Genomic DNA, 17,989 nt, shown 5'->3' with positions numbered 1-17,989 from the left:
GGTGACAACGTGTCGATCACTGTGAAGCTGATCAACCCCATCGCCATGGAAGAAGGTCTGCGCTTCGCTATCCGCGAAGGCGGCCGTACCGTGGGCGCTGGCGTCGTGGCCAAGATCATTGCTTAATTCATAAGCAGAAAAGGAACTTGCCATGTCCAAGCAAAAAATCCGCATCCGCCTGAAGGCGTTTGACTACAAGCTGATCGACCAGTCCGCTGCCGAGATCGTTGACACCGCCAAGCGCACCGGCGCCATCGTCAAGGGGCCCGTGCCCCTGCCGACGCGCATGAAGCGTTTCGACATCCTGCGCTCGCCGCACGTCAACAAGACCAGCCGCGACCAGCTCGAAATCCGCACGCACCAGCGTCTGATGGACATCGTGGACCCTACGGACAAGACCGTGGACGCCCTGATGAAGCTCGACCTGCCAGCTGGCGTGGACGTCGAAATCAAGCTGCAGTGATGTAGCAGTAGTTGCTGTGGGACGGGTTCGCCCGTCTTGCAGTGACTGAAATAACGCGAACTTGCTTGAAAAAGCAGTTCGCGTTATACTTTAGGGCTTCGCTCGATTTTCGCCTGTTAAATGGTGTGCGTCAGCGGAGTTTTATTAACCTTCTTTCATGCACGCAAGCGAGAGTTTGCGGAAACGCCGTAGCCAATTGAAGTTGCGGCGGTGAGAGTTTTGGAGAAAACCAATGAGTCTGAGCAACTCCCTCGGGTTGCTGGGTCGCAAAGTGGGCATGATGCGTCTGTTCACCGATGATGGGGACGCAGTGCCTGTCACGGTGGTGGATGTGTCCAACAACCGCGTTACCCAGGTCAAAACCCAAGAGAACGATGGCTACGTGGCCCTGCAGGTCACGTTCGGTTCGCGCAAAGCATCGCGCGTGACCAAGCCAGAAGCCGGTCACCTTGCCAAGGCAGGTGTGGAAGCCGGTGAAATCATCCAGGAATTCCGCGTGACCGCAGAAACCGCTGGCAAGTACGCCGCGGGTGCTACGGTTCCTGCCACCGATGTGTTTGCCGTGGGCCAAAAGGTCGACGTGCAAGGCACTTCTATCGGTAAGGGCTACGCCGGTACCATCAAGCGTCACAACATGAGCTCGCAGCGCGCGTCGCACGGTAACAGCCGTTCGCACAACGTGCCTGGCTCGATCGGTATGGCACAAGACCCAGGTCGCGTGTTCCCCGGCAAGCGCATGACGGGCCACCTCGGCGATGTCACCAAGACCACGCAAAACCTCGATGTCATCCGCATCGATGAAGCGCGTCAACTGCTCTTGATCAAGGGCGCTATTCCGGGCTCCAAGGGTGGGTTCGTGACGGTGCGTCCAGCGATCAAGGCCAAAGCCTCCAAAGGAGCGAACTAATGCAGCTCGAACTCCTGAATGACCAAGGCCAAGGCGCATCCAAGCTGGATGTTCCTGAAACCGTGTTCGGTCGTGAATACAACGAAGATCTGGTGCACCAGATCGTGGTGGCCTATCAGGCCAACGCCCGCCAAGGCACTCGCGCCCAGAAGGACCGCGAGCAAGTCCGTCACTCGACCAAGAAGCCTTTCAAGCAAAAGGGTACGGGTAACGCACGTGCAGGTATGACTTCCTCGCCTCTGTGGCGTGGGGGTGGTCGGATTTTCCCGAACATGCCTGACGAAAATTTCACGCAGAAGATCAACAAGAAGATGTACCGCGCTGGTATGTCTGCCATCTTGTCGCAGCTGGCCCGCGAAGGCCGTCTGGCTGTGGTCGATTCGCTGAAGCTTGATTCCCCCAAGACCAAGGTCCTGGCTGACAAGTTCAAGGCGATGAACCTGCAATCGGTGATGGTGATTGCCGACGAAGTGGACGAAAACCTGTACCTGGCCTCGCGCAATCTGGTGAACGTGCTCGTCGTTGAGCCCCGTTACGCCGATCCCGTGTCGCTGGTGCGTTTCAAGAAAGTGCTCGTCACCAAGGGTGCAATCGACAAACTCAAGGAGATGTTCGCATGAGCACACTCAAGTTTGACGAAGGTCGTCTGATGCAAGTGCTGGTCGCTCCCATCGTGTCCGAAAAGGCCACCATGGTTGCCGAGAAGTCCAATGCAGTGACGTTCAAGGTGCTGCAGAACGCTACCAAGCCCGAAATCAAGGCCGCTGTGGAATTGATGTTCAAGGTGGAAGTCAAGGGCGTTTCTGTGGTGAACACCAAAGGCAAGACCAAGCGTTTCGGCAAGACCGTGGGCCGCCGCGACAACGTTCGCAAGGCATACGTCACGCTGCAGCCAGGTCAAGAGCTGAACCTCTCCGGGGAGGCCGCGTAATCATGGCTGTCGTTAAGATGAAACCTACCTCGCCCGGCCAACGTGCCGTGGTGAAGGTCACGCGTGACCACCTGTACAAGGGTGAAGCGTACGCCCCCCTGCTGGAGCCACAATTCCAGAAGGCCGGTCGTAACAACAACGGTCACATCACCACCCGCCACAAGGGCGGTGGTCACAAGCACCACTACCGTGTGGTGGACTTCAAGCGCAACAAGGACGGCATTCCCGCCAAGGTTGAGCGCATTGAGTACGACCCCAACCGTACGGCCCACATCGCTCTGGTGTGCTATGCCGACGGCGAACGTCGCTACATCATCGCTCCCCGCAACCTGGAAGTGGGCGCAACCCTGCTGTCCGGTTCAGAAGCACCGATCCGCGCTGGCAACACGCTGCCTATCCGCAACATCCCCGTGGGTTCGACCATCCACTGCATCGAGCTCAAGCCCGGTGCCGGTGCTCAGATCGCCCGTTCGGCAGGTGCTTCGGCAACGCTGCTGGCCCGCGAAGGCGTTTACGCTCAAGTGCGTATGCGCTCCGGCGAAGTGCGCAAGATCCACATCGAATGCCGCGCCACCATTGGTGAAGTGGCCAACGAAGAGCACAGCCTGCGCCAACTGGGCAAGGCCGGTGTGAAGCGCTGGATGGGTATTCGTCCTACGGTTCGCGGCGTGGCCATGAACCCTGTGGATCACCCTCACGGTGGTGGCGAAGGCCGCACCGGCGAAGGCCGCCATGCAGTCGATCCTTGGGGCAATCTGACCAAGGGTTATCGCACCCGTAACAACAAGCGCACACAGATCATGATCGTGTCGCGTCGCAAGAAGTAAGGGGTAACAGATGACTCGCTCTCTCAAAAAGGGTCCATTTGTTGACCATCACTTGCTGGCCAAGGTCGAAAAGGCCGTTGCCACCAAGGACAAGAAACCAGTCAAGACCTGGTCGCGTCGCTCCATGGTTCTGCCCGAGTTCATCGGTCTGACCATCGCCGTGCACAACGGCAAGCAACACGTGCCGGTCTATGTCACCGACCAGATGGTGGGCCACAAGCTGGGCGAATTCGCCCTGACGCGCACCTTCAAGGGTCACCCCGCTGACAAAAAAGCGAAGAAGTAAGGAACGACCATGTCTGAAACACGTGCAGTCCTCCGGGGCGTCCGTCTGTCGGTCGACAAGGGCCGTCTGGTCGCCGACCTGATCCGCGGCAAGAAAGTGGACCAGGCTCTGAACATCCTGAACTTCACGCAGAAAAAAGCTGCGGGAATCGTCAAGAAGGTTCTGGAGTCGGCCATCGCCAACGCCGAACACAACGATGGCGCTGACATCGACGAACTGAAGGTCAAGACCATCTACGTCGAACAAGGCACCACGCTCAAGCGCTTCACCGCGCGCGCCAAAGGCCGCGGCAACCGCATCAGCAAGCCCACGTGCCATGTGTACGTGACGGTTGGCAACTAAAGGCTCGGGAAGACTATGGGACAGAAAATCCATCCTACCGGCTTCCGCCTTGCGGTCAGCCGCAACTGGTCCAGCCGTTGGTACGCCAGCAACCGCGATTTCGCGGGCATGCTGGCCGAAGACATCAAGGTGCGCGAGTACCTGAAGGCCAAGCTCAAGAACGCGGCTGTGTCGCGCATCCTGATCGAGCGTCCTGCCAAGAACGCCCGTATCACCATTTACTCGGCACGTCCTGGTGTGGTGATCGGCAAGAAGGGCGAAGACATCGAGAACCTGAAGAAGGAACTCGCGTCGCGTCTGGGCGTGCCCGTCGCAGTGAACATCGAAGAAGTGCGCAAGCCTGAAATCGATGCCAAGCTGATCGCCGACAGCATCACCCAACAGCTCGAAAAGCGCATCATGTTCCGCCGCGCCATGAAGCGCGCCATGCAGAACGCCATGCGTCTGGGTGCCCAGGGCATCAAGATCATGTCGTCCGGTCGTCTGAACGGTATCGAAATCGCTCGCTGCGAGTGGTACCGTGAAGGCCGCGTGCCACTTCACACGCTGCGTGCGGACATCGACTACGGTACCTCTGAAGCCAAGACCACCTACGGTGTGATCGGCGTCAAGGTCTGGGTCTACAAGGGTGACACGCTGGGCCGCAATGACCTGCCCGCCGTGGAAACGCCTCGTCCAGACGAAGAGCGCCGCCCACGCGGCCCACGCCGTGATGGCCGCCCAGGTGGCGATCGTCCAGGCGCAGGCCGTGGCCCACGTCGTCCTGTCGGTGGCAACGCCGCTCCGGCCGACGGCAGCGACAAGCCAGCGGAAGCTGGTGGCGCTGATAACACCGCCGTTAAGCGCGTACGCAAAGTCGCCGCGCCCGCTACAGCAGCGGACGGTAAAGGAGAATAAAGATGCTGCAACCTGCTCGCCGTAAATACCGCAAGGAGCAAAAGGGCCGTAACACTGGCGTCGCAACACGGGGTGCCTCCGTTGCGTTCGGTGATTTCGGTCTGAAGTGCACCGATCGTGGCCGTCTGACGGCCCGCCAGATCGAAGCTGCACGCCGTGCGATTTCCCGTCACGTCAAGCGTGGCGGCCGTATCTGGATCCGCGTGTTCCCGGACAAGCCAATCTCTACCAAGCCCGCAGAAGTGCGTATGGGTAACGGTAAGGGCAACCCCGAGTACTACGTGGCCGAAATCCAGCCCGGCAAGATCGTGTTCGAGATCGTCGGCGTGCCCGAAGAACTGGCCCGCGAAGCCTTCCGCCTGGCTGCTGCCAAGCTGCCGCTGCGCACCACGTTCGTCAGCCGTCACCTTGGCGCGTAATTCAGGAGACCATGAAAATGACCAAAGCTACTGAACTGCGCCAAAAAGACGTTGCCGGCATCGAAGCCGAAATCAAGGCACTGCAAAAGGCCCATTTCGGCCTGCGCATGCAAAAGGCTACGCAGCAACTGGGTAACACCAACACGCTGCGCACCACCCGCCGTGATATCGCACGTGCCAAGACCATTCTTGCTGAAAAGCAAGCCGCCAAGTAAGGAGCCCATATGACGGAACCTAAAAAATCCCTCAAGCGCACCTTGATTGGCAAGGTGGTCAGCGACAAGCGTCAAAAGACTGTGACCGTGCTGGTCGAGCGCCGTGTGAAGCACGAGCTCTACGGCAAGATCGTTGCGAAGTCGAGCAAGTACCACGCCCATGATGAAAATGGCGAGTACAAGCTGGGCGACGTGATCGAAATCACCGAGAGCCGTCCGCTCTCCAAGACCAAGAACTGGGTGGCTACCCGCTTGGTGCAAAAGGCCGGCCTGCTGTAAGCAGCTGTCCATGCCCGCTCCGGGGGCGAAGCCCCTGGGCAGCAAGGCCCTTCAAAACGACCCACAATGTGGGTCGTTTTGCTTTGTGGGCCTCCTTTTTGATGCGAACGGTTCACACCGTGCCCAGGAGGAGCTTTGCATGGCACTGCGTTCTCGGGTTCCAACACCCCATCCCAACATCCCTAGGAGAAAACAATGATCAAAGTCGGTGACACCCTGCCCGCAGCCACGCTGATGGAATATTCCGAAGTCGAGGGCGAAGGCTGCAGCATCGGCCCGAATCCCGTGGCGGTGGACAAGGCGACGGCGGGCAAGACGATTGCCCTGTTTGCATTGCCCGGTGCCTTTACACCCACCTGCTCGGCCAAGCATGTTCCTGGCTATGTGGAGAAGGCCGCCGAGTTCAAGGCGGCCGGCGTGGATGAAATCTGGTGCGTGAGCGTGAACGACGCGTTCGTGATGGGCGCCTGGGCGCGCGACCAGAAGACCGACGGCAAGGTGCGCATGCTGGGCGACGGCAGCGCCGCCTTCGCGCAAGCCACGGGCCTCACCCTGGACCTGACCTCCAAGGGCATGGGCCTGCGCAGCAACCGCTATTCGATGCTCGTGCGCGATGGCAAGGTGGTGACGCTCAACGTCGAAGCACCGGGCAAGTTTGAAGTGAGCGATGCTGACACCCTGCTGGCCCAGGCCAAGGCGGCGTGAGACCCCGCTGATTGCTATTGAATCAATAGCTGCAAGCGCATGTGTACCATGCGCTTGCGCCCCAAATGGTCAAAAAATATCGACCTTGAGGTAATGTGCCCCGGGTACGGGGTTGTGGTAGTAGGGCGGGATTTCTTCGAAGCCCAGGTCGGTGTACAGCGCGCGGGCCGACTCCATATCGTCCAGGGTGTCGAGCAAAACACACGCGTAACCTGCTTGCCGCGCCCGGTCCAACATGGCTTCGGCCAGCTCGCGACCCAGGCCAAAGCCGCGAAACGCCTTGCGCACATACAGCCGCTTCATTTCGCTGGCGTTGGGGTAGTCGGCGTTGTCCAGCGGGCGCAGGGCACAACAGCCTGCCAAGGCGCCTTCCACTTCGGCGACCAGCAGGGCGCCACGGGGTTCGGCGTAGTCGCCCGGCAGCTGCGCCAGTTCGGACTTGAAGTCCTGAAAGCACAAATCAACGCCCAGCGTGCTGGCGTACTCGCGAAAAATGTCTCTGACCGCATCCCACTCGGCGGGCGAAGAGGGGGTTCTCAGGGAGATGGAGGGCTTGTCCAAAGCGCAAGGCGTGCAAACGAAGGAGCCGCCAGTGTAGCGACTTCGTTCAGAACGCCGGTGCCGCCAGGGACGACACCCACCAGGCCACGCCAGCGCTCAGTGCCAGCACCACCAAGGCGACGATACGGTGCAGGGCATCATCCCGCGAAGGTGCCGCCGCCTCGGGCAGCGTCTTGTCGCCGTCCAGCATGGGACGAATGAGCTGCTGCTTGCGCACGCGCACATAAAAGACGATGGCCAGCACGTGCAGCGCCACCAGCCCCAGCACCAGGAACTGCCCGATGTCCTTGTGGTAGTTCGTGGCCAGCCCCACGACGGCGTTCGAGACATATTGGGTCAACGGTCCGGCAAAGGCGATCTCGTCGTCGCTCAGCAAACCCGTGCCCACCTGGGCTGCCAGCACGGCCAGCAGCACGAACACAGACAACGCACCCAGCGGGCTGTGTCCGATGCCGTCCTCCGGATGTGGCGTGCCACGCAGGTACCGTAGCAGCCGCGCTGGCGAGTACAGGAACGCCGAAAAGCGCGACCAGCGGCCGCCCACCAATCCCCAGACCAGCCGGAACACCAGCAGCGCCAGCACCGTGTAGCCCAGGCGGAAATGCCAGACCATGGCATTGCCTCCCACATTGGCGGTGGTGACCAGCGCCACGATGCAGACCGCCAGGGCCCAATGAAAAATGCGGGTTGGAAGGTCCCAGATGCGTACGGTGTGCTGCGTCATGGTGGTCAAAGGCGGTGCGCCGAAGTGAGGGATGGATGAGGAAGCATGCGGCATTGTGCGGCAGGGCGGCCGGACCTGTAACCTCCCAGCCACAGCACAAACGCGCCCAAACCGGCATACTGCGCAGGCTTGGAAGGCACCATTCTGTTCCACCCACGAAAAAGGAAGTTCCGATGAAAGCATTTGCTGCGTTGACCCTGGCGGCTGCGGCTCTGACCCTGTCCGCCCCCGCCTCCGCCCAATTTGCCAAAGCCGAAGATGCCATCAAATACCGCCAGAGTGCGCTGTTTGTGATGGGCCAGCACTTCGGCCGCCTCGGCGCCATGGCCAACGGCCGCGCGCCGTTCGATGCCAAGGTGGCGCAGGAGAATGCCGACATCGTGGCCCAGATGGCCAAGCTGCCATGGGCAGGCTTTGGTCCCGGCACCGACAAGGGCGCGCCCACCAAGGCACTGCCAGAAATCTGGACCGAGCAAGCCAAGTTCAAGGACCATGCCGAGAAGCTGGAAGCCGAGACCGTGAAACTCGCCGCTGCGGCCAAGACAGGCAACCTGGACAACCTGAAAACCGCCTTTGGTGCCACTGCAGGCACTTGCAAGGCCTGCCACGACAACTTCCGCGCGAAGTGACGCGATCACTGGAGGATCATGTTGCTATGTTTTGCATAGCAATCAAGGCATGATCCACTAGCGCAAAAGGCCAATTTCTTTCGAAATTGGCCTTTTTTTTGCCCTGAACGGGCTGGGGTGCATGCGGCGGGGGCGTTGTGTCCGCCCCGTGCTCAGGTTTCTGCAAGCAGCTTCTCGATCAACTGGTGCAGCTCCGGGAAATTGGGGGCGCCTACATAGGTCTTCACGATCTCGCCCCGCTTGTTCACGATGAAGGTGGAAGGCGTCAGGCGCACATCGCCCCAGGCCTTGGCCACGTTGCCGGTGTTGTCGATGGCCACCTGGAAGGGCAGCTTGCGTGTCTCGGCAAAGTTCACCACGTAGCTGGGCGGGTCGTAGCTCATGGCCACAGCCAAGGTGTCAAAACCCTTGCTGTTGTACTTGTTGTAGGTCGCGATGATCTCGGGCATTTCGGCCACGCAGGTGGTGCAGCTCGTGGCCCAGAAGTTGACCAGGGTGACCTTGCCTTTCAGGTCGGCGGTGGATTTGCTGGAGCCATCCAGCAGCACGAAGGTCGATGCAGGCGCTTCGGCGCGGCCTGTGTCCAGGTACACATAGGCGCCCACAGCGGCAAACGCTGCCACCGCCACACCTGCTGCCCAATGCTTGATCGCCATGACTTCACCACCCATCCCAAAAGAAACACGGGGCCTGTGCCCCACCCCACATTGTGCCGGAGTGGCCCGCTCGCCGCGCGAGCGGCGCCCGCCACACCAAGGCTGGACTCCACTTTCCCGCAAAAGTTCGCCGCAGAACGCAGGGCAGGGCCGACATCGGGGACTCTGCCGATAATGCCCCGATGAAATGGACATTGACCGGGGCCGCTGCCCTGCTGATTGCGGGCTGCAGCCCCGCACTGAATTGGCGCACCGTGCCGCTGCCCGAAGCGGACCTGACCATCACCCTGCCGTGCAAGCCCGACCAGGCCACCCGGACCGTGGAGCTGGCCGGTGCACCGGTGGAGCTGTCCATGGTGGGCTGTGATGCCGATGGCGCCACCTTTGCTGTGTCCCATGCCGCGTTGGCCGACCCTGCCCAGGTGGGCGCAGCGCTCACCCATTGGCGGGCTGCCATGCTGGCGCGCCTGGGGGCAGGGGCCGAAGCGGGCGCCAAAGACGTACCCTACGCGCCGCGCGGCATCTTGCCCCTGCCGCAGTCGGTGCGTACCGTGGCACAGGGGCAGCGTCCCGATGGCAGCGCGGTGGTCGCGCAGGCCGTGTGGTTTGCACGCGCGGCAGGGCCGCAGGTGCGGCTGTACCACGCCGTCGTCTACACCGCCAAGCCTCGGCCGGAGGTGGCCGACCAGTTCTTCGCTGGCCTGGCGCTGCCATGACGATGAGCCGCGGCGGCGTTTTGCCACGGCGGGCGGCCGTCATCGTCTTTCTGGCGTTTGCTTTTGCCTACTTTTTATCGGCGCTGGTGCGTGCTGTCACGGCCACCCTGGCGCCCACGCTGGCCCAGGAGTTCTCGCTGCAGGCGCGGGACCTGGGGCTGCTGGCGGGCGGGTACTTTCTGGGCTTCTCGGCCACGCAGCTGCCGTTGGGGACCTGGCTGGACCGGCATGGCCCCAAGAAGGTCGCACTGGGCTTCCTGGGCGTGGCCGTGGTGGGCAGCCTGGTGTTTTCGGGGGCCACGGGGTTTTCGGGGCTGCTCGCCGGTCGGGTGTTGTGCGGCGCGGGCGTCAGCGCCTGTCTGATGGCGCCGCTCACTGGCTACCGCCGGTGGCTGGAGCCGGTGGCGCAGATGCGGGCGAACTCGTGGATGTTGATGACGGGCTCGCTGGGCATGGTGGCCTCCACGCTGCCGGTGCAATGGGCCTTGCCGCTGGTGGGCTGGCGCCCGCTGTTCTGGGGGCTGGCGGTATTGATCGCGTTGTCGATGGTGGTGATTGCCCTGTGGGTGCCAGGCTGGGGTTTGGCGGGGCAGCCCAAGGCAGCGTCCAACGCCGCAGAGGCCGTGCCCCAGGGCTATGGCGTGGTGTGGCGGCACCCTTATTTTCAGCGCCTCGCGCCGCTGGGGTTCTTCTGCTACGGCGGCATGGTGGCCATGCAGACGCTGTGGGCCGGGCCGTGGATGCAGCGCGTGGCGGGCTACACCGCCCTGGAGTCGGCGACGGGCCTGTTCTGGATCAACGTGGCCATGTTGTGCACCTTCTGGACCTGGGGCATGGTCAACCCCTGGCTGCTGCGCAAGGGGTTTGGTGCCGACCGGCTGATGGCCATGGGCCTTCCGCTGTGCTCGGTGGTGCTGCTGGGCATCATCCTGGCGGGGCCCCAGGCCGGGGGTGGCGCCTGGGCGTTGTTCTGCGTGTCGTGCACCTTCGTGTCGCTGTCGCAGCCCGCCGTGGCCATGGCGTTTCCGCAGGCGCTGGCAGGGCGGGCGCTGTCGGCCTACAACCTCGTGATTTTTGTGGGCGTGTTTGTGGTGCAGTGGGGCATCGGGCTGGCGGTGGACGCCTTTGCAGCCGCGGGGCTGGCCACCGTGCCAGCGTTCCAGGCTGCCATGGCGGTGTACCTGGCATGCAACGCCAGCGCCTACGCATGGTTCCTGCTTCGGGGGCGGCGCCATAATGTGCTGACAACCCCCACACCATGAACACTTGCGCAACCATCGATGCAACCACCGGCGGCCTCTTCGTGACCTGCCCTTCGTTGGTCCCCGCGTGGCGTAAGTCGTGACCATGAGCCCAACCAGCATCCTCATCATTGCCCACGCCCCACTGGCCCATGCGCTGCGCGAATGTGCGCTGCACGTGTTTGCCGACTGCGGCAGCAGCGTGGCTGCGCTCGACGTGCAGCCCAACCAGCCCCCCGAAGAATCGCTGGCCCAGGCGCGCATCATGCTGGACCAGCTGGGCACCGACACCACCCTGGTGCTGACCGATGTGTTTGGCGCCACGCCCTGCAACGTGGCGCAGCGCCTGGTCGATGGCGTGCGCTCGCGCCTGGTGACGGGTGTCAATCTGCCCATGCTGCTGCGCGCCGTGAGCTACCGGACCGAGCCGCTCGATTCCGTGGTGACCCGCGCCGTGGTGGGTGGTACCCAAGGGGTGATGCAGGTGGCCATTTCCGCGCCGCAGAACCAAAACCGCCGTAACCGACATGATCAAGACCCGTACGACCATCAGCAATAAACTGGGCCTACACGCCCGCGCATCGGCCAAGCTCACCAAGCTGGCCGGCAGCTTTCCGTGTGACGTTTTCATGAGCAAGGGGGAGCGCCGCATCAACGCCAAGAGCATCATGGGCGTGATGATGCTGGCCGCTGGGCTGGGCTCTGAAGTGGAGCTGGAAACCAACGGCGACCGCGAACAGGAGGCCATGGACGCCCTGCTGGCACTCATTGCCGACAAATTTGGCGAAGGTGAATAAGCCTGTCCACCTCGCCCGTGTCCTGACCCCGTCGAACCTTTGATCACACCACCATGACCTTCTCCGTCCACGGCCTCGCAGTTGCACGCGGCATTGCTATTGGCCGGGCCGTGCTGGTGGCGTCCAGCCGGGTGGATGTGGCGCACTACTTTGTCGAGCCCTCCCAGGTCGAGGGCGAGATTGAGCGGGTGCGCCAGGGCCGCAATGCCGTGGTCGAGGAGCTGCAGCGCCTGCAGACCGACATGCCCGCCGACGCGCCGCACGAGCTGACCGCGTTGCTGGACGTGCACCTGATGCTGCTGCAGGACGAAGCCCTCACGGGCGGCGTGAAACACTGGATCACCGAGCGCCTGTACAACGCCGAGTGGGCGCTCACCACCCAGCTTGAGGTGATTGCGCGCCAGTTCGACGAGATGGAGGACGAGTACTTGCGCGAGCGCAAGGCGGACCTGGAGCAGGTGGTTGAACGCATCCTGCGCTACATGAAAGGCGTGGCCAGCCCGGTGGCACCACCGGCCAGCAGCCCGCGTCGCAAGACACAGCAAGATTTGCTGCTGGACGACACGGTGGATGTGCCCCTGGTGCTGGTGGCGCACGACCTCTCGCCCGCCGACATGCTGCAGTTCAAGCAAAGCGTGTTCGCGGGCTTTGTGACGGACGTGGGCGGCAAGACCAGCCACACGGCCATCGTCGCGCGCAGCATGGACATCCCCGCCGTGGTGGGCGCGCGTGCCGCCAGCCAGCTGGTGCGGCAGGACGACTGGGTCATCATCGACGGCGATGCAGGTGTGGTCATTGTCGATCCGTCGCCCATCATCCTGGCCGAATACGGATTTCGCCAGCGCCAGGTCGAACTGGAGCGCGAACGCCTGGCGCGCCTGCGCCACACGCCTGCCATCACCATCGACGGCCACAAGATCGAGCTGCTGGCCAACATCGAGCAGCCCGGCGACGCCGCCGCCGCCGTGCGCGCAGGCGCCGTGGGCGTGGGCCTGTTCCGCAGCGAATTTCTGTTCATGGGGAAAAGCGGCAACCTGCCCGGCGAGGACGAGCAGTACCGCGCCTACTGCGAGGCCATTGACGGCATGCAGGGGCTGCCCGTCACCATCCGCACCATCGACGTGGGCGCGGACAAGCCTCTGGACAACAAGGCCCACAAGGACAGCTACCTGAACCCGGCCCTGGGCCTGCGCGCCATCCGCTGGAGCCTGGCCGACCCGGCCATGTTCCGCACCCAGCTGCGCGCTGTGCTGCGTGCGGCGGCCCATGGCAAGGTCAACCTGCTGTTCCCCATGCTGGCGCACACGCACGAAATCCAGCAGACGCTCGCCCAGGTGGACCTCGCCCGGGGTGAGCTCGATGCACGTGGCGAGCCCTACGGTCCGGTGCAGCTGGGCGCCATGATCGAGGTGCCCGCCGCGGCACTCATGGTGCGCACTTTCCTCAAGTACTTCGACTTCTTGTCCATCGGCACCAACGACCTGATCCAGTACACCCTGGCCATCGACCGCGCCGACGAGGCCGTGGCCCACCTGTACGACCCGCTGCACCCTGCCGTGCTGCGCCTGGTGGGCGACGTAATTGCCGAGGGGGAGCGCCAGGCCAAGAGCGTGTGTGTGTGCGGTGAAACGGCGGGCGATGTGACCATGACGCGGCTGCTGTTGGGCCTGGGGCTGCGCAGCTTCTCCATGCACCCCGCGCAGATCCTGGCTGTGAAGCAGGAGGTGCTGCGCGCTGACACGCGCAAGCTCGCACCCTGGGCGCAGCAGGTGCTGGCGGGCGATGAACCTGCTGTGCTGCTGACTGCTTGACGGGCGGAGGACCTGACCGCCTGAGGGGGCAGTTACTTCAAAATTGATAGCTGTCCGAGCATATTTTTCTAGCGCTCCCAGCCAATTTCGCTGAAATTACTGCGTCAGCGTGCCCGCATCCCCATCACGGCTGCGCTGATGATCATGGCCGTGGCCAGCGCAATGCTCCAAGTGAATGCGCGGCCGCTCACCAGGATCAGCAGCGCGGTGGACGCCAGTGGCGTGATGTAGCTCAGGATGCCGATGTGCCGGGCGTCCCCCAGCTTGAGCGCCTTGTCCCACATAAAAAACGACGCCCCCAGCGGCCCCAGGCCCAGCACCGCGAGCAGCCCCCAGTCGCGCGGCTGCAGTGCCGCCGCAGGCTCAAGCGCCACATGGCACAGCAGCGAAAGCACGCCGGACACCAGCCCGAACAGGCCAATGGCCGTGGTCGGGAACGCTGCCACGCGCTTGGTCATGAGCGAATACGTGGCCCAGATGAAAGCCGCTGCCAGCGCGGGCAGGTAGCCCCAGGCCAGCGTGCCGCTCAACTCGCGCCCGCCGGCAATGGCAATGGCCGCGCCGCCAAAACCCAGCAGCGCCGCCAGCACATGTGGCAAGCGCAGCGCCACACCGGGCAGCACCACCGGCGAGAGCACCACGATGAACAGCGGCCACAGGTAGTTGACGAGGTTGGCCTCCACCGGCGGGGCATGGCGCAGCGCGATGAACAGCAGGAAGTGGTACGCAAACAGGCCGTACACGCCCAAGGCCAGCGTGCGCAGCGGAATGCGCCATTGCGACGGATCACGCAGCACAAAGGGCCATGCGGGCACGCTGCCAATGATGAGTGCAATGCCCGTGAGCAGGAAGGGCGGAATGTGGGTGAGGGACACCCCCAACGAGGCGAGAGAAGCCCACAGTGCAATGGCGCCCAGGGCATAGAGGTTGGCTTGCATGGCGCCGAGCTTACGCGCGCCCGCTGTAGTGAGTCGTCGCGCAACACGGGTGAGTCGTCGCGCGCCAAGGTTTTGGGCTGGTTGCCCGCCGTCGCCGGCCGTTATGTGTGCTGCTCAGCTCGGCGCAATGCGGCAGTCAAAGCCGAGGGCGAGCGGTAGCCCGTGCGCAGCGCCACCTCGGCCACCGCCATGCCCGTGCTGCGCAGCACCCGGGCCTGCGCCAGGCGCAAGCCGCGCAGCCAGGCCATGGCGCCCATGCCCTGGTCGTCCCGGCAGCGGGCAGAAAACTGGCTGGGGCTCAGATGCACCTGCGCCGCCAGGTCGGCCACGGTCAGTTCACGGTGCCATTGCTGCGCCGCCCATTGCTGCAGGGCGGGCCAGTTGATGGTGCGGCCGCGCGTGGGGCCGGGCGTGGAACGGTCGGAATGGGTGCGGTCGAGCCACGCCTCCAGCAAGAGCGCAGGGCCGTAGGTTTGTGCCAGCGGGCGGTCTTGTTGCAGTGCACTCGCCAGATAGTGCGCCAGTGGCAGTGCGTCGGCGGGTGGTTTGGTCGAACGGCGTTGGCCGGTACAGCGCGCCCAGTCGGGGTGCGCGCTGTCCAGCACCAGGCACAGGCTGCCACGGGACGATTCAAAGTCGTGCCGATCTCCCGGGGCAATCACGCAGCCGCCGCCGGGTGCCACGCGCACGCCACGGCCCGCCACCTCCAGGTCCAGCGCTCCGGAGAGTCCCAGCAGAATCTGGAAATGGTCATGGCTGTGGCTGCCCGGTGATGCGCCGTAGCGGCGCAGCGAGAGCAGACCATTCGGGCCCATGGGTGACCTGCGAACCGGGCCGGGTGGACAGGGCTTATACGCCAGCGGCGTGCGCCTGTTGGTCCGCGTGGTAGCTGGAGCGCACCATGGCGCCCACGGCCGCATGGCTGAAGCCCATCTTGTACGCCTCTTCCTCGAACATCTTGAAGGTGTCGGGGTGCACGTAGCGGCGCACGGGCAGATGGCTGTTGCTGGGCGCCAGGTACTGGCCGATGGTCAGCATGTCGATGTTGTGCGCGCGCATGTCGCGCATGACCTGCAGGATCTCTTCGTCCGTCTCGCCCAGGCCGACCATGATGCCGCTCTTGGTGGGCACGTTGGGGTGCAAGGCCTTGAACTTCTTGAGCAGGTTCAGGCTGAACTGGTAGTCCGAACCGGGGCGCGCTTCCTTGTACAGGCGGGGCGCGGTTTCCAGGTTGTGGTTCATCACGTCGGGCGGCGCGGCTTTCAGGATTTCGAGCGCGCGGTCATCACGGCCGCGGAAGTCGGGCACCAGGATCTCGATTTGGGTCTGGGGCGACAGCTCGCGGATGTTCTGGATGCATTCCACAAAGTGGCCGCTGCCGCCGTCGCGCAGGTCGTCGCGGTCCACGCTGGTAATCACCACGTATTTGAGCTTGAGTGCGGCAATGGTCTTGGCCAGGTTCAGCGGCTCATCCTTGTCGAGCGGGTCGGGGCGGCCATGGCCCACGTCGCAGAACGGGCAACGGCGCGTGCACTTGTCACCCATGATCATGAAGGTGGCCGTGCCTTTGCCAAAGCATTCACCGATGTTGGGGCACGACGCTTCTTCGCACACCGTGTGCAGCTTGTGTTCGCGCAGTATTTCCTTGATTTCGTAGAAACGCGTGGTGGGGCTGCCCGCCTTCACGCGGATCCACTCGGGCTTCTTGAGCACTTCGCCCTGCTCCACCTTGATCGGAATGCGCGACAGCTTGGCCGCAGCCTTTTGCTTGGCCAGCGGGTTGTAGGCTTCGGTGGATTGCGCTTCGCGGACGACTTCAGGGGTGCTCATGGCTGTAGGCAGAGTTCAGGGCGCCAACCGGATGCTGAGCTGCTGGCCCAGCACCTGCGCGGCTTCTTCCCAGGTGGTGTGGACCCCGATTGTAGAAAGGTCTACCGTTTTCAATCCTGCGTAACCGCAAGGGTTGATGCGGCCGTAGGGCTCCAGGTCCATGTTCACGTTCAGCGCCACGCCGTGGTAGGTGCAGTGGCGGCTGACCTTGATGCCGAGCGCCGCGATCTTGCCCAGGCCTTCGAAGTCGGGCGTGGGCGCCTCCGAGCCCGCTCGTTTTTGGGGGCGTTGGGGCAGTATGGCGTGGCTGCGCGGATCGTCCAGGCGCACATAAATGCCGGGTGCGCCGGCAACCCGGTGGCCCGTGACGCCGAAGTGCGCCAGCGCACGGATCACGGACTCTTCGACGCGATAAACGTATTCCTTGACGAAATAGCCTGCGCGTTGCAGGTCGATCAGCGGGTACGCGACCACCTGGCCTGGTCCGTGGAAGGTGACCTGCCCACCCCGGTTGGTGGCGATGACGGGAATCTCGCCTGGGTCAAGCACATGATCGCTTTTGCCTGCAATGCCTTGGGTGTAAAGCGGCGGGTGCTCACAAATCCAAAGCGTATCCGGGTCAGAGGGCGTACGTGTGGTCGTGTAGTCCTGCATGGCCTGCACAGTGCTGGCGTAGTCCACACGGCCCAGCAGGCGGATGTCAATCGTCATGGCGCAACTTGCAGGGGGGGCGGCTACAGCACCACTTTCACCAGCGGATGCGATGACAGCGCACGGTACAGGTCGTCCAGCTGCTCGCGGCTGGTCGCCGTGATGGTGATAGTTACTCCGAGGTAATTGCCTGCGCGGCTGTCACGCAGTTCAATGGTGGCGGCGTCGAAGGTAGGGTCAAACTGGCGGGCCAGTTCGGTCACCGCGTGCACGAACCCATCCACCTTGGCGCCCATGACCTTGATCGGGAACTTGGAGGGGTATTCGATCAGCGAGTCTTTGCGTGGATCTGTTGCCTGCGTATCGAGGCCGTTGGCGGGCGGCGGATTGGAGGATGTCATGGTGGATCGCAGTGGTAGGGATGCTGCAGTTTCAATAGCTAGGCATGCACTGTCATTGTGCGCCAGGGGCTGATGAGGGTGTCTGAATTGTGTGTTTGGCGTGCGCCAGATCGGTGCATTGCGCGAGGTTTTTGGAGCGCAAAAGCCGTTGGCGCATCACCACAACAGAGCAGGCGCACACGAAGCCCACAGGCACGTTTGCGGGTTTTTATCTGGTGCCATGGGTTTTTACTTATAATTAGAGGCTTTGTAAAAGTTGCGGTCTGTAACGCGGGCGTCATTCATCAATGAAAACAATCCCGCCAGAGACTGAAACTGAGGCTGAAGAATCTGACTTCAAGCCCCTGACGGCCCAAGAGGCGCAGCAGTGGCGCAGTCGCCATCCGCCCCTCTCGGTGTGGAGGGTGGTGGCAGGTCAGGCGCTGGTCGGAATGCTGGTGGCCCTGGTGGCCTGGGTTCTGACGGGCAGGGCGGTGGTGGGTTGGTCTGCAGCCTACGGTGCCCTGGCAGTGGTGGCTCCGGCTGCACTGTTTGCCCGCGGTGTGTTGCGCCACAAGGCGTCATCCAATCCGCGGGCTGCCATGGTGGGGTTCTTTGGGTGGGAAATCGCCAAGATCATGTTGACGGTGGCGCTGCTGGCGGCGGCACCTCGGCTGGTGCCGGGCTTGAGCTGGATTGCCTTGCTGATTGGTATGGTGGTCGCAATGAAAACGTACTGGGTGGCACTGTTGGTGCGGCCTGGTGTCCGAAAAACCGATTGATA

The 17,989-nt window shown here is 63.1% G+C and carries 27 protein-coding genes and 1 pseudogene; 20 read left to right on the top strand and 8 right to left on the bottom strand.

Going from position 1 to position 17,989, the window contains the following annotated elements; genetic code table 11:
- The 13 genes and pseudogenes from IB236_RS23845 to IB236_RS23785 form a co-directional block, all read left to right on the top strand.
- Positions 1 to 126, top strand: a pseudogene (locus tag IB236_RS23845) (elongation factor Tu); the annotation flags it as partial.
- A gap of 25 nt (positions 127 to 151) precedes the next feature.
- A complete protein-coding gene (gene rpsJ / locus IB236_RS23840; protein ID WP_005796953.1) occupies positions 152 to 463 on the top strand; it encodes a 30S ribosomal protein S10 in 312 nt (103 codons plus the stop codon).
- 232 nt (positions 464 to 695) lie between these two features.
- Positions 696 to 1,370 (top strand): 50S ribosomal protein L3, encoded by a 675-nt coding sequence (rplC, locus tag IB236_RS23835; RefSeq protein WP_056058913.1) that lies wholly within the window; start codon positions 696 to 698, stop codon positions 1,368 to 1,370.
- Positions 1,370 to 1,990, top strand: a complete 621-nt coding sequence (rplD, locus tag IB236_RS23830; protein WP_008906425.1) for a 50S ribosomal protein L4 — start codon at positions 1,370 to 1,372, stop codon at positions 1,988 to 1,990. Before rplC ends, rplD begins: the two co-directional genes overlap by 1 nt.
- Positions 1,987 to 2,301: a 50S ribosomal protein L23 gene (rplW, locus tag IB236_RS23825; RefSeq protein ID WP_007847815.1), complete on the top strand. Its 315-nt coding sequence runs from the start codon at positions 1,987 to 1,989 to the stop codon at positions 2,299 to 2,301. The genes rplD and rplW overlap by 4 nt, the downstream gene beginning before the upstream one ends.
- Before the next feature lie 2 nt (positions 2,302 to 2,303).
- Positions 2,304 to 3,128: a 50S ribosomal protein L2 gene (gene rplB / locus IB236_RS23820; protein ID WP_008906426.1), complete on the top strand. Its 825-nt coding sequence runs from the start codon at positions 2,304 to 2,306 to the stop codon at positions 3,126 to 3,128.
- A gap of 10 nt (positions 3,129 to 3,138) precedes the next feature.
- Positions 3,139 to 3,414 (top strand): 30S ribosomal protein S19, encoded by a 276-nt coding sequence (gene rpsS / locus IB236_RS23815; protein WP_010467177.1) that lies wholly within the window; start codon positions 3,139 to 3,141, stop codon positions 3,412 to 3,414.
- A 9-nt stretch (positions 3,415 to 3,423) separates the two neighbouring features.
- Positions 3,424 to 3,756 (top strand): 50S ribosomal protein L22, encoded by a 333-nt coding sequence (gene rplV / locus IB236_RS23810; protein WP_007847806.1) that lies wholly within the window; start codon positions 3,424 to 3,426, stop codon positions 3,754 to 3,756.
- Positions 3,757 to 3,771: 15 nt separating this feature from the next.
- Positions 3,772 to 4,653, top strand: coding sequence for a 30S ribosomal protein S3 (rpsC, locus tag IB236_RS23805; RefSeq protein WP_056058910.1), 882 nt, complete (start codon positions 3,772 to 3,774; stop codon positions 4,651 to 4,653).
- A 2-nt stretch (positions 4,654 to 4,655) separates the two neighbouring features.
- A complete protein-coding gene (gene rplP, locus IB236_RS23800; protein WP_015012190.1) occupies positions 4,656 to 5,072 on the top strand; it encodes a 50S ribosomal protein L16 in 417 nt (138 codons plus the stop codon).
- 17 nt (positions 5,073 to 5,089) lie between these two features.
- Positions 5,090 to 5,287: a 50S ribosomal protein L29 gene (rpmC, locus tag IB236_RS23795; RefSeq protein ID WP_015012191.1), complete on the top strand. Its 198-nt coding sequence runs from the start codon at positions 5,090 to 5,092 to the stop codon at positions 5,285 to 5,287.
- Between the two features lie 9 nt (positions 5,288 to 5,296).
- On the top strand, positions 5,297 to 5,566 hold the full coding sequence (rpsQ, locus tag IB236_RS23790) for a 30S ribosomal protein S17 (protein ID WP_056058906.1): 270 nt from the start codon (positions 5,297 to 5,299) through the stop codon (positions 5,564 to 5,566).
- Between the two features lie 195 nt (positions 5,567 to 5,761).
- Positions 5,762 to 6,271, top strand: coding sequence for a peroxiredoxin (locus IB236_RS23785; protein WP_015012193.1), 510 nt, complete (start codon positions 5,762 to 5,764; stop codon positions 6,269 to 6,271).
- 69 nt (positions 6,272 to 6,340) lie between these two features.
- Here the strand turns inward: IB236_RS23785 and IB236_RS23780 are convergent, their stop codons facing one another.
- Positions 6,341 to 6,832 (bottom strand): GNAT family N-acetyltransferase, encoded by a 492-nt coding sequence (locus IB236_RS23780; RefSeq protein WP_056744126.1) that lies wholly within the window; start codon positions 6,830 to 6,832, stop codon positions 6,341 to 6,343.
- Positions 6,833 to 6,878: 46 nt separating this feature from the next.
- Positions 6,879 to 7,556: a cytochrome b/b6 domain-containing protein gene (locus IB236_RS23775; protein WP_192422436.1), complete on the bottom strand. Its 678-nt coding sequence runs from the start codon at positions 7,554 to 7,556 to the stop codon at positions 6,879 to 6,881.
- Between the two features lie 173 nt (positions 7,557 to 7,729).
- On the opposite strand from IB236_RS23775, the gene IB236_RS23770 reads away from it, so the two are divergent.
- Positions 7,730 to 8,185 (top strand): cytochrome c, encoded by a 456-nt coding sequence (locus tag IB236_RS23770; RefSeq protein ID WP_056058898.1) that lies wholly within the window; start codon positions 7,730 to 7,732, stop codon positions 8,183 to 8,185.
- Between the two features lie 152 nt (positions 8,186 to 8,337).
- Here IB236_RS23770 and IB236_RS23765 read toward each other — a convergent pair whose 3' ends face one another.
- Positions 8,338 to 8,841: a TlpA disulfide reductase family protein gene (locus tag IB236_RS23765; RefSeq protein ID WP_056058916.1), complete on the bottom strand. Its 504-nt coding sequence runs from the start codon at positions 8,839 to 8,841 to the stop codon at positions 8,338 to 8,340.
- A gap of 182 nt (positions 8,842 to 9,023) precedes the next feature.
- Here IB236_RS23765 and IB236_RS23760 point away from each other — a divergent pair, with 182 nt between their 5' ends.
- The 5 genes from IB236_RS23760 to ptsP all read left to right on the top strand — a co-directional run bounded on the left by IB236_RS23760 (position 9,024) and on the right by ptsP (position 13,406).
- Positions 9,024 to 9,557: a hypothetical protein gene (locus IB236_RS23760; protein WP_121941734.1), complete on the top strand. Its 534-nt coding sequence runs from the start codon at positions 9,024 to 9,026 to the stop codon at positions 9,555 to 9,557.
- Positions 9,558 to 9,559: 2 nt separating this feature from the next.
- Complete coding sequence (locus IB236_RS23755) at positions 9,560 to 10,819, top strand: MFS transporter (protein ID WP_370539946.1); 1,260 nt, start codon at positions 9,560 to 9,562, stop codon at positions 10,817 to 10,819.
- Between the two features lie 85 nt (positions 10,820 to 10,904).
- Positions 10,905 to 11,357 carry a PTS sugar transporter subunit IIA gene (locus tag IB236_RS23750; RefSeq protein WP_116748666.1) on the top strand — a complete coding sequence of 151 codons (453 nt, stop codon included), beginning with the start codon at positions 10,905 to 10,907 and terminating at the stop codon, positions 11,355 to 11,357.
- Positions 11,326 to 11,595 carry an HPr family phosphocarrier protein gene (locus IB236_RS23745; protein WP_056058887.1) on the top strand — a complete coding sequence of 90 codons (270 nt, stop codon included), beginning with the start codon at positions 11,326 to 11,328 and terminating at the stop codon, positions 11,593 to 11,595. Before IB236_RS23750 ends, IB236_RS23745 begins: the two co-directional genes overlap by 32 nt.
- A 53-nt stretch (positions 11,596 to 11,648) precedes the next feature.
- The gene (ptsP, locus tag IB236_RS23740; RefSeq protein ID WP_192422434.1) at positions 11,649 to 13,406 is read left to right on the top strand and encodes a phosphoenolpyruvate--protein phosphotransferase; all 1,758 of its coding nucleotides are present in this window, start codon (positions 11,649 to 11,651) and stop codon (positions 13,404 to 13,406) included.
- Between the two features lie 104 nt (positions 13,407 to 13,510).
- Here the strand turns inward: ptsP and IB236_RS23735 are convergent, their stop codons facing one another.
- From IB236_RS23735 to IB236_RS23715, 5 genes are all read right to left on the bottom strand, one after another.
- Complete coding sequence (locus tag IB236_RS23735; protein ID WP_192422433.1) at positions 13,511 to 14,344, bottom strand: DMT family transporter; 834 nt, start codon at positions 14,342 to 14,344, stop codon at positions 13,511 to 13,513.
- A gap of 101 nt (positions 14,345 to 14,445) precedes the next feature.
- The gene (locus tag IB236_RS23730) at positions 14,446 to 15,159 is read right to left on the bottom strand and encodes an AraC family transcriptional regulator (RefSeq protein ID WP_192422432.1); all 714 of its coding nucleotides are present in this window, start codon (positions 15,157 to 15,159) and stop codon (positions 14,446 to 14,448) included.
- Positions 15,160 to 15,193: 34 nt separating this feature from the next.
- Positions 15,194 to 16,174, bottom strand: coding sequence for a lipoyl synthase (lipA, locus tag IB236_RS23725; RefSeq protein WP_056058875.1), 981 nt, complete (start codon positions 16,172 to 16,174; stop codon positions 15,194 to 15,196).
- A gap of 15 nt (positions 16,175 to 16,189) precedes the next feature.
- Positions 16,190 to 16,885, bottom strand: a complete 696-nt coding sequence (gene lipB, locus IB236_RS23720; RefSeq protein ID WP_192422431.1) for a lipoyl(octanoyl) transferase LipB — start codon at positions 16,883 to 16,885, stop codon at positions 16,190 to 16,192.
- Positions 16,886 to 16,908: 23 nt separating this feature from the next.
- Positions 16,909 to 17,226 carry a YbeD family protein gene (locus IB236_RS23715; RefSeq protein ID WP_056058869.1) on the bottom strand — a complete coding sequence of 106 codons (318 nt, stop codon included), beginning with the start codon at positions 17,224 to 17,226 and terminating at the stop codon, positions 16,909 to 16,911.
- Positions 17,227 to 17,513: 287 nt separating this feature from the next.
- Between IB236_RS23715 and IB236_RS23710 the strand changes: the two genes are divergently transcribed.
- Positions 17,514 to 17,987, top strand: coding sequence for an ATP synthase subunit I (locus IB236_RS23710; protein ID WP_192422430.1), 474 nt, complete (start codon positions 17,514 to 17,516; stop codon positions 17,985 to 17,987).
- The last annotated feature ends 2 nt before the right edge of the window (positions 17,988 to 17,989 follow it).

Source organism: Acidovorax sp. ACV02 (assembly GCF_014851475.1).
GTDB lineage: Bacteria > Pseudomonadota > Gammaproteobacteria > Burkholderiales > Burkholderiaceae_C > Acidovorax > Acidovorax delafieldii.
This window is presented reverse-complemented; position numbering and strand designations above follow the sequence as displayed.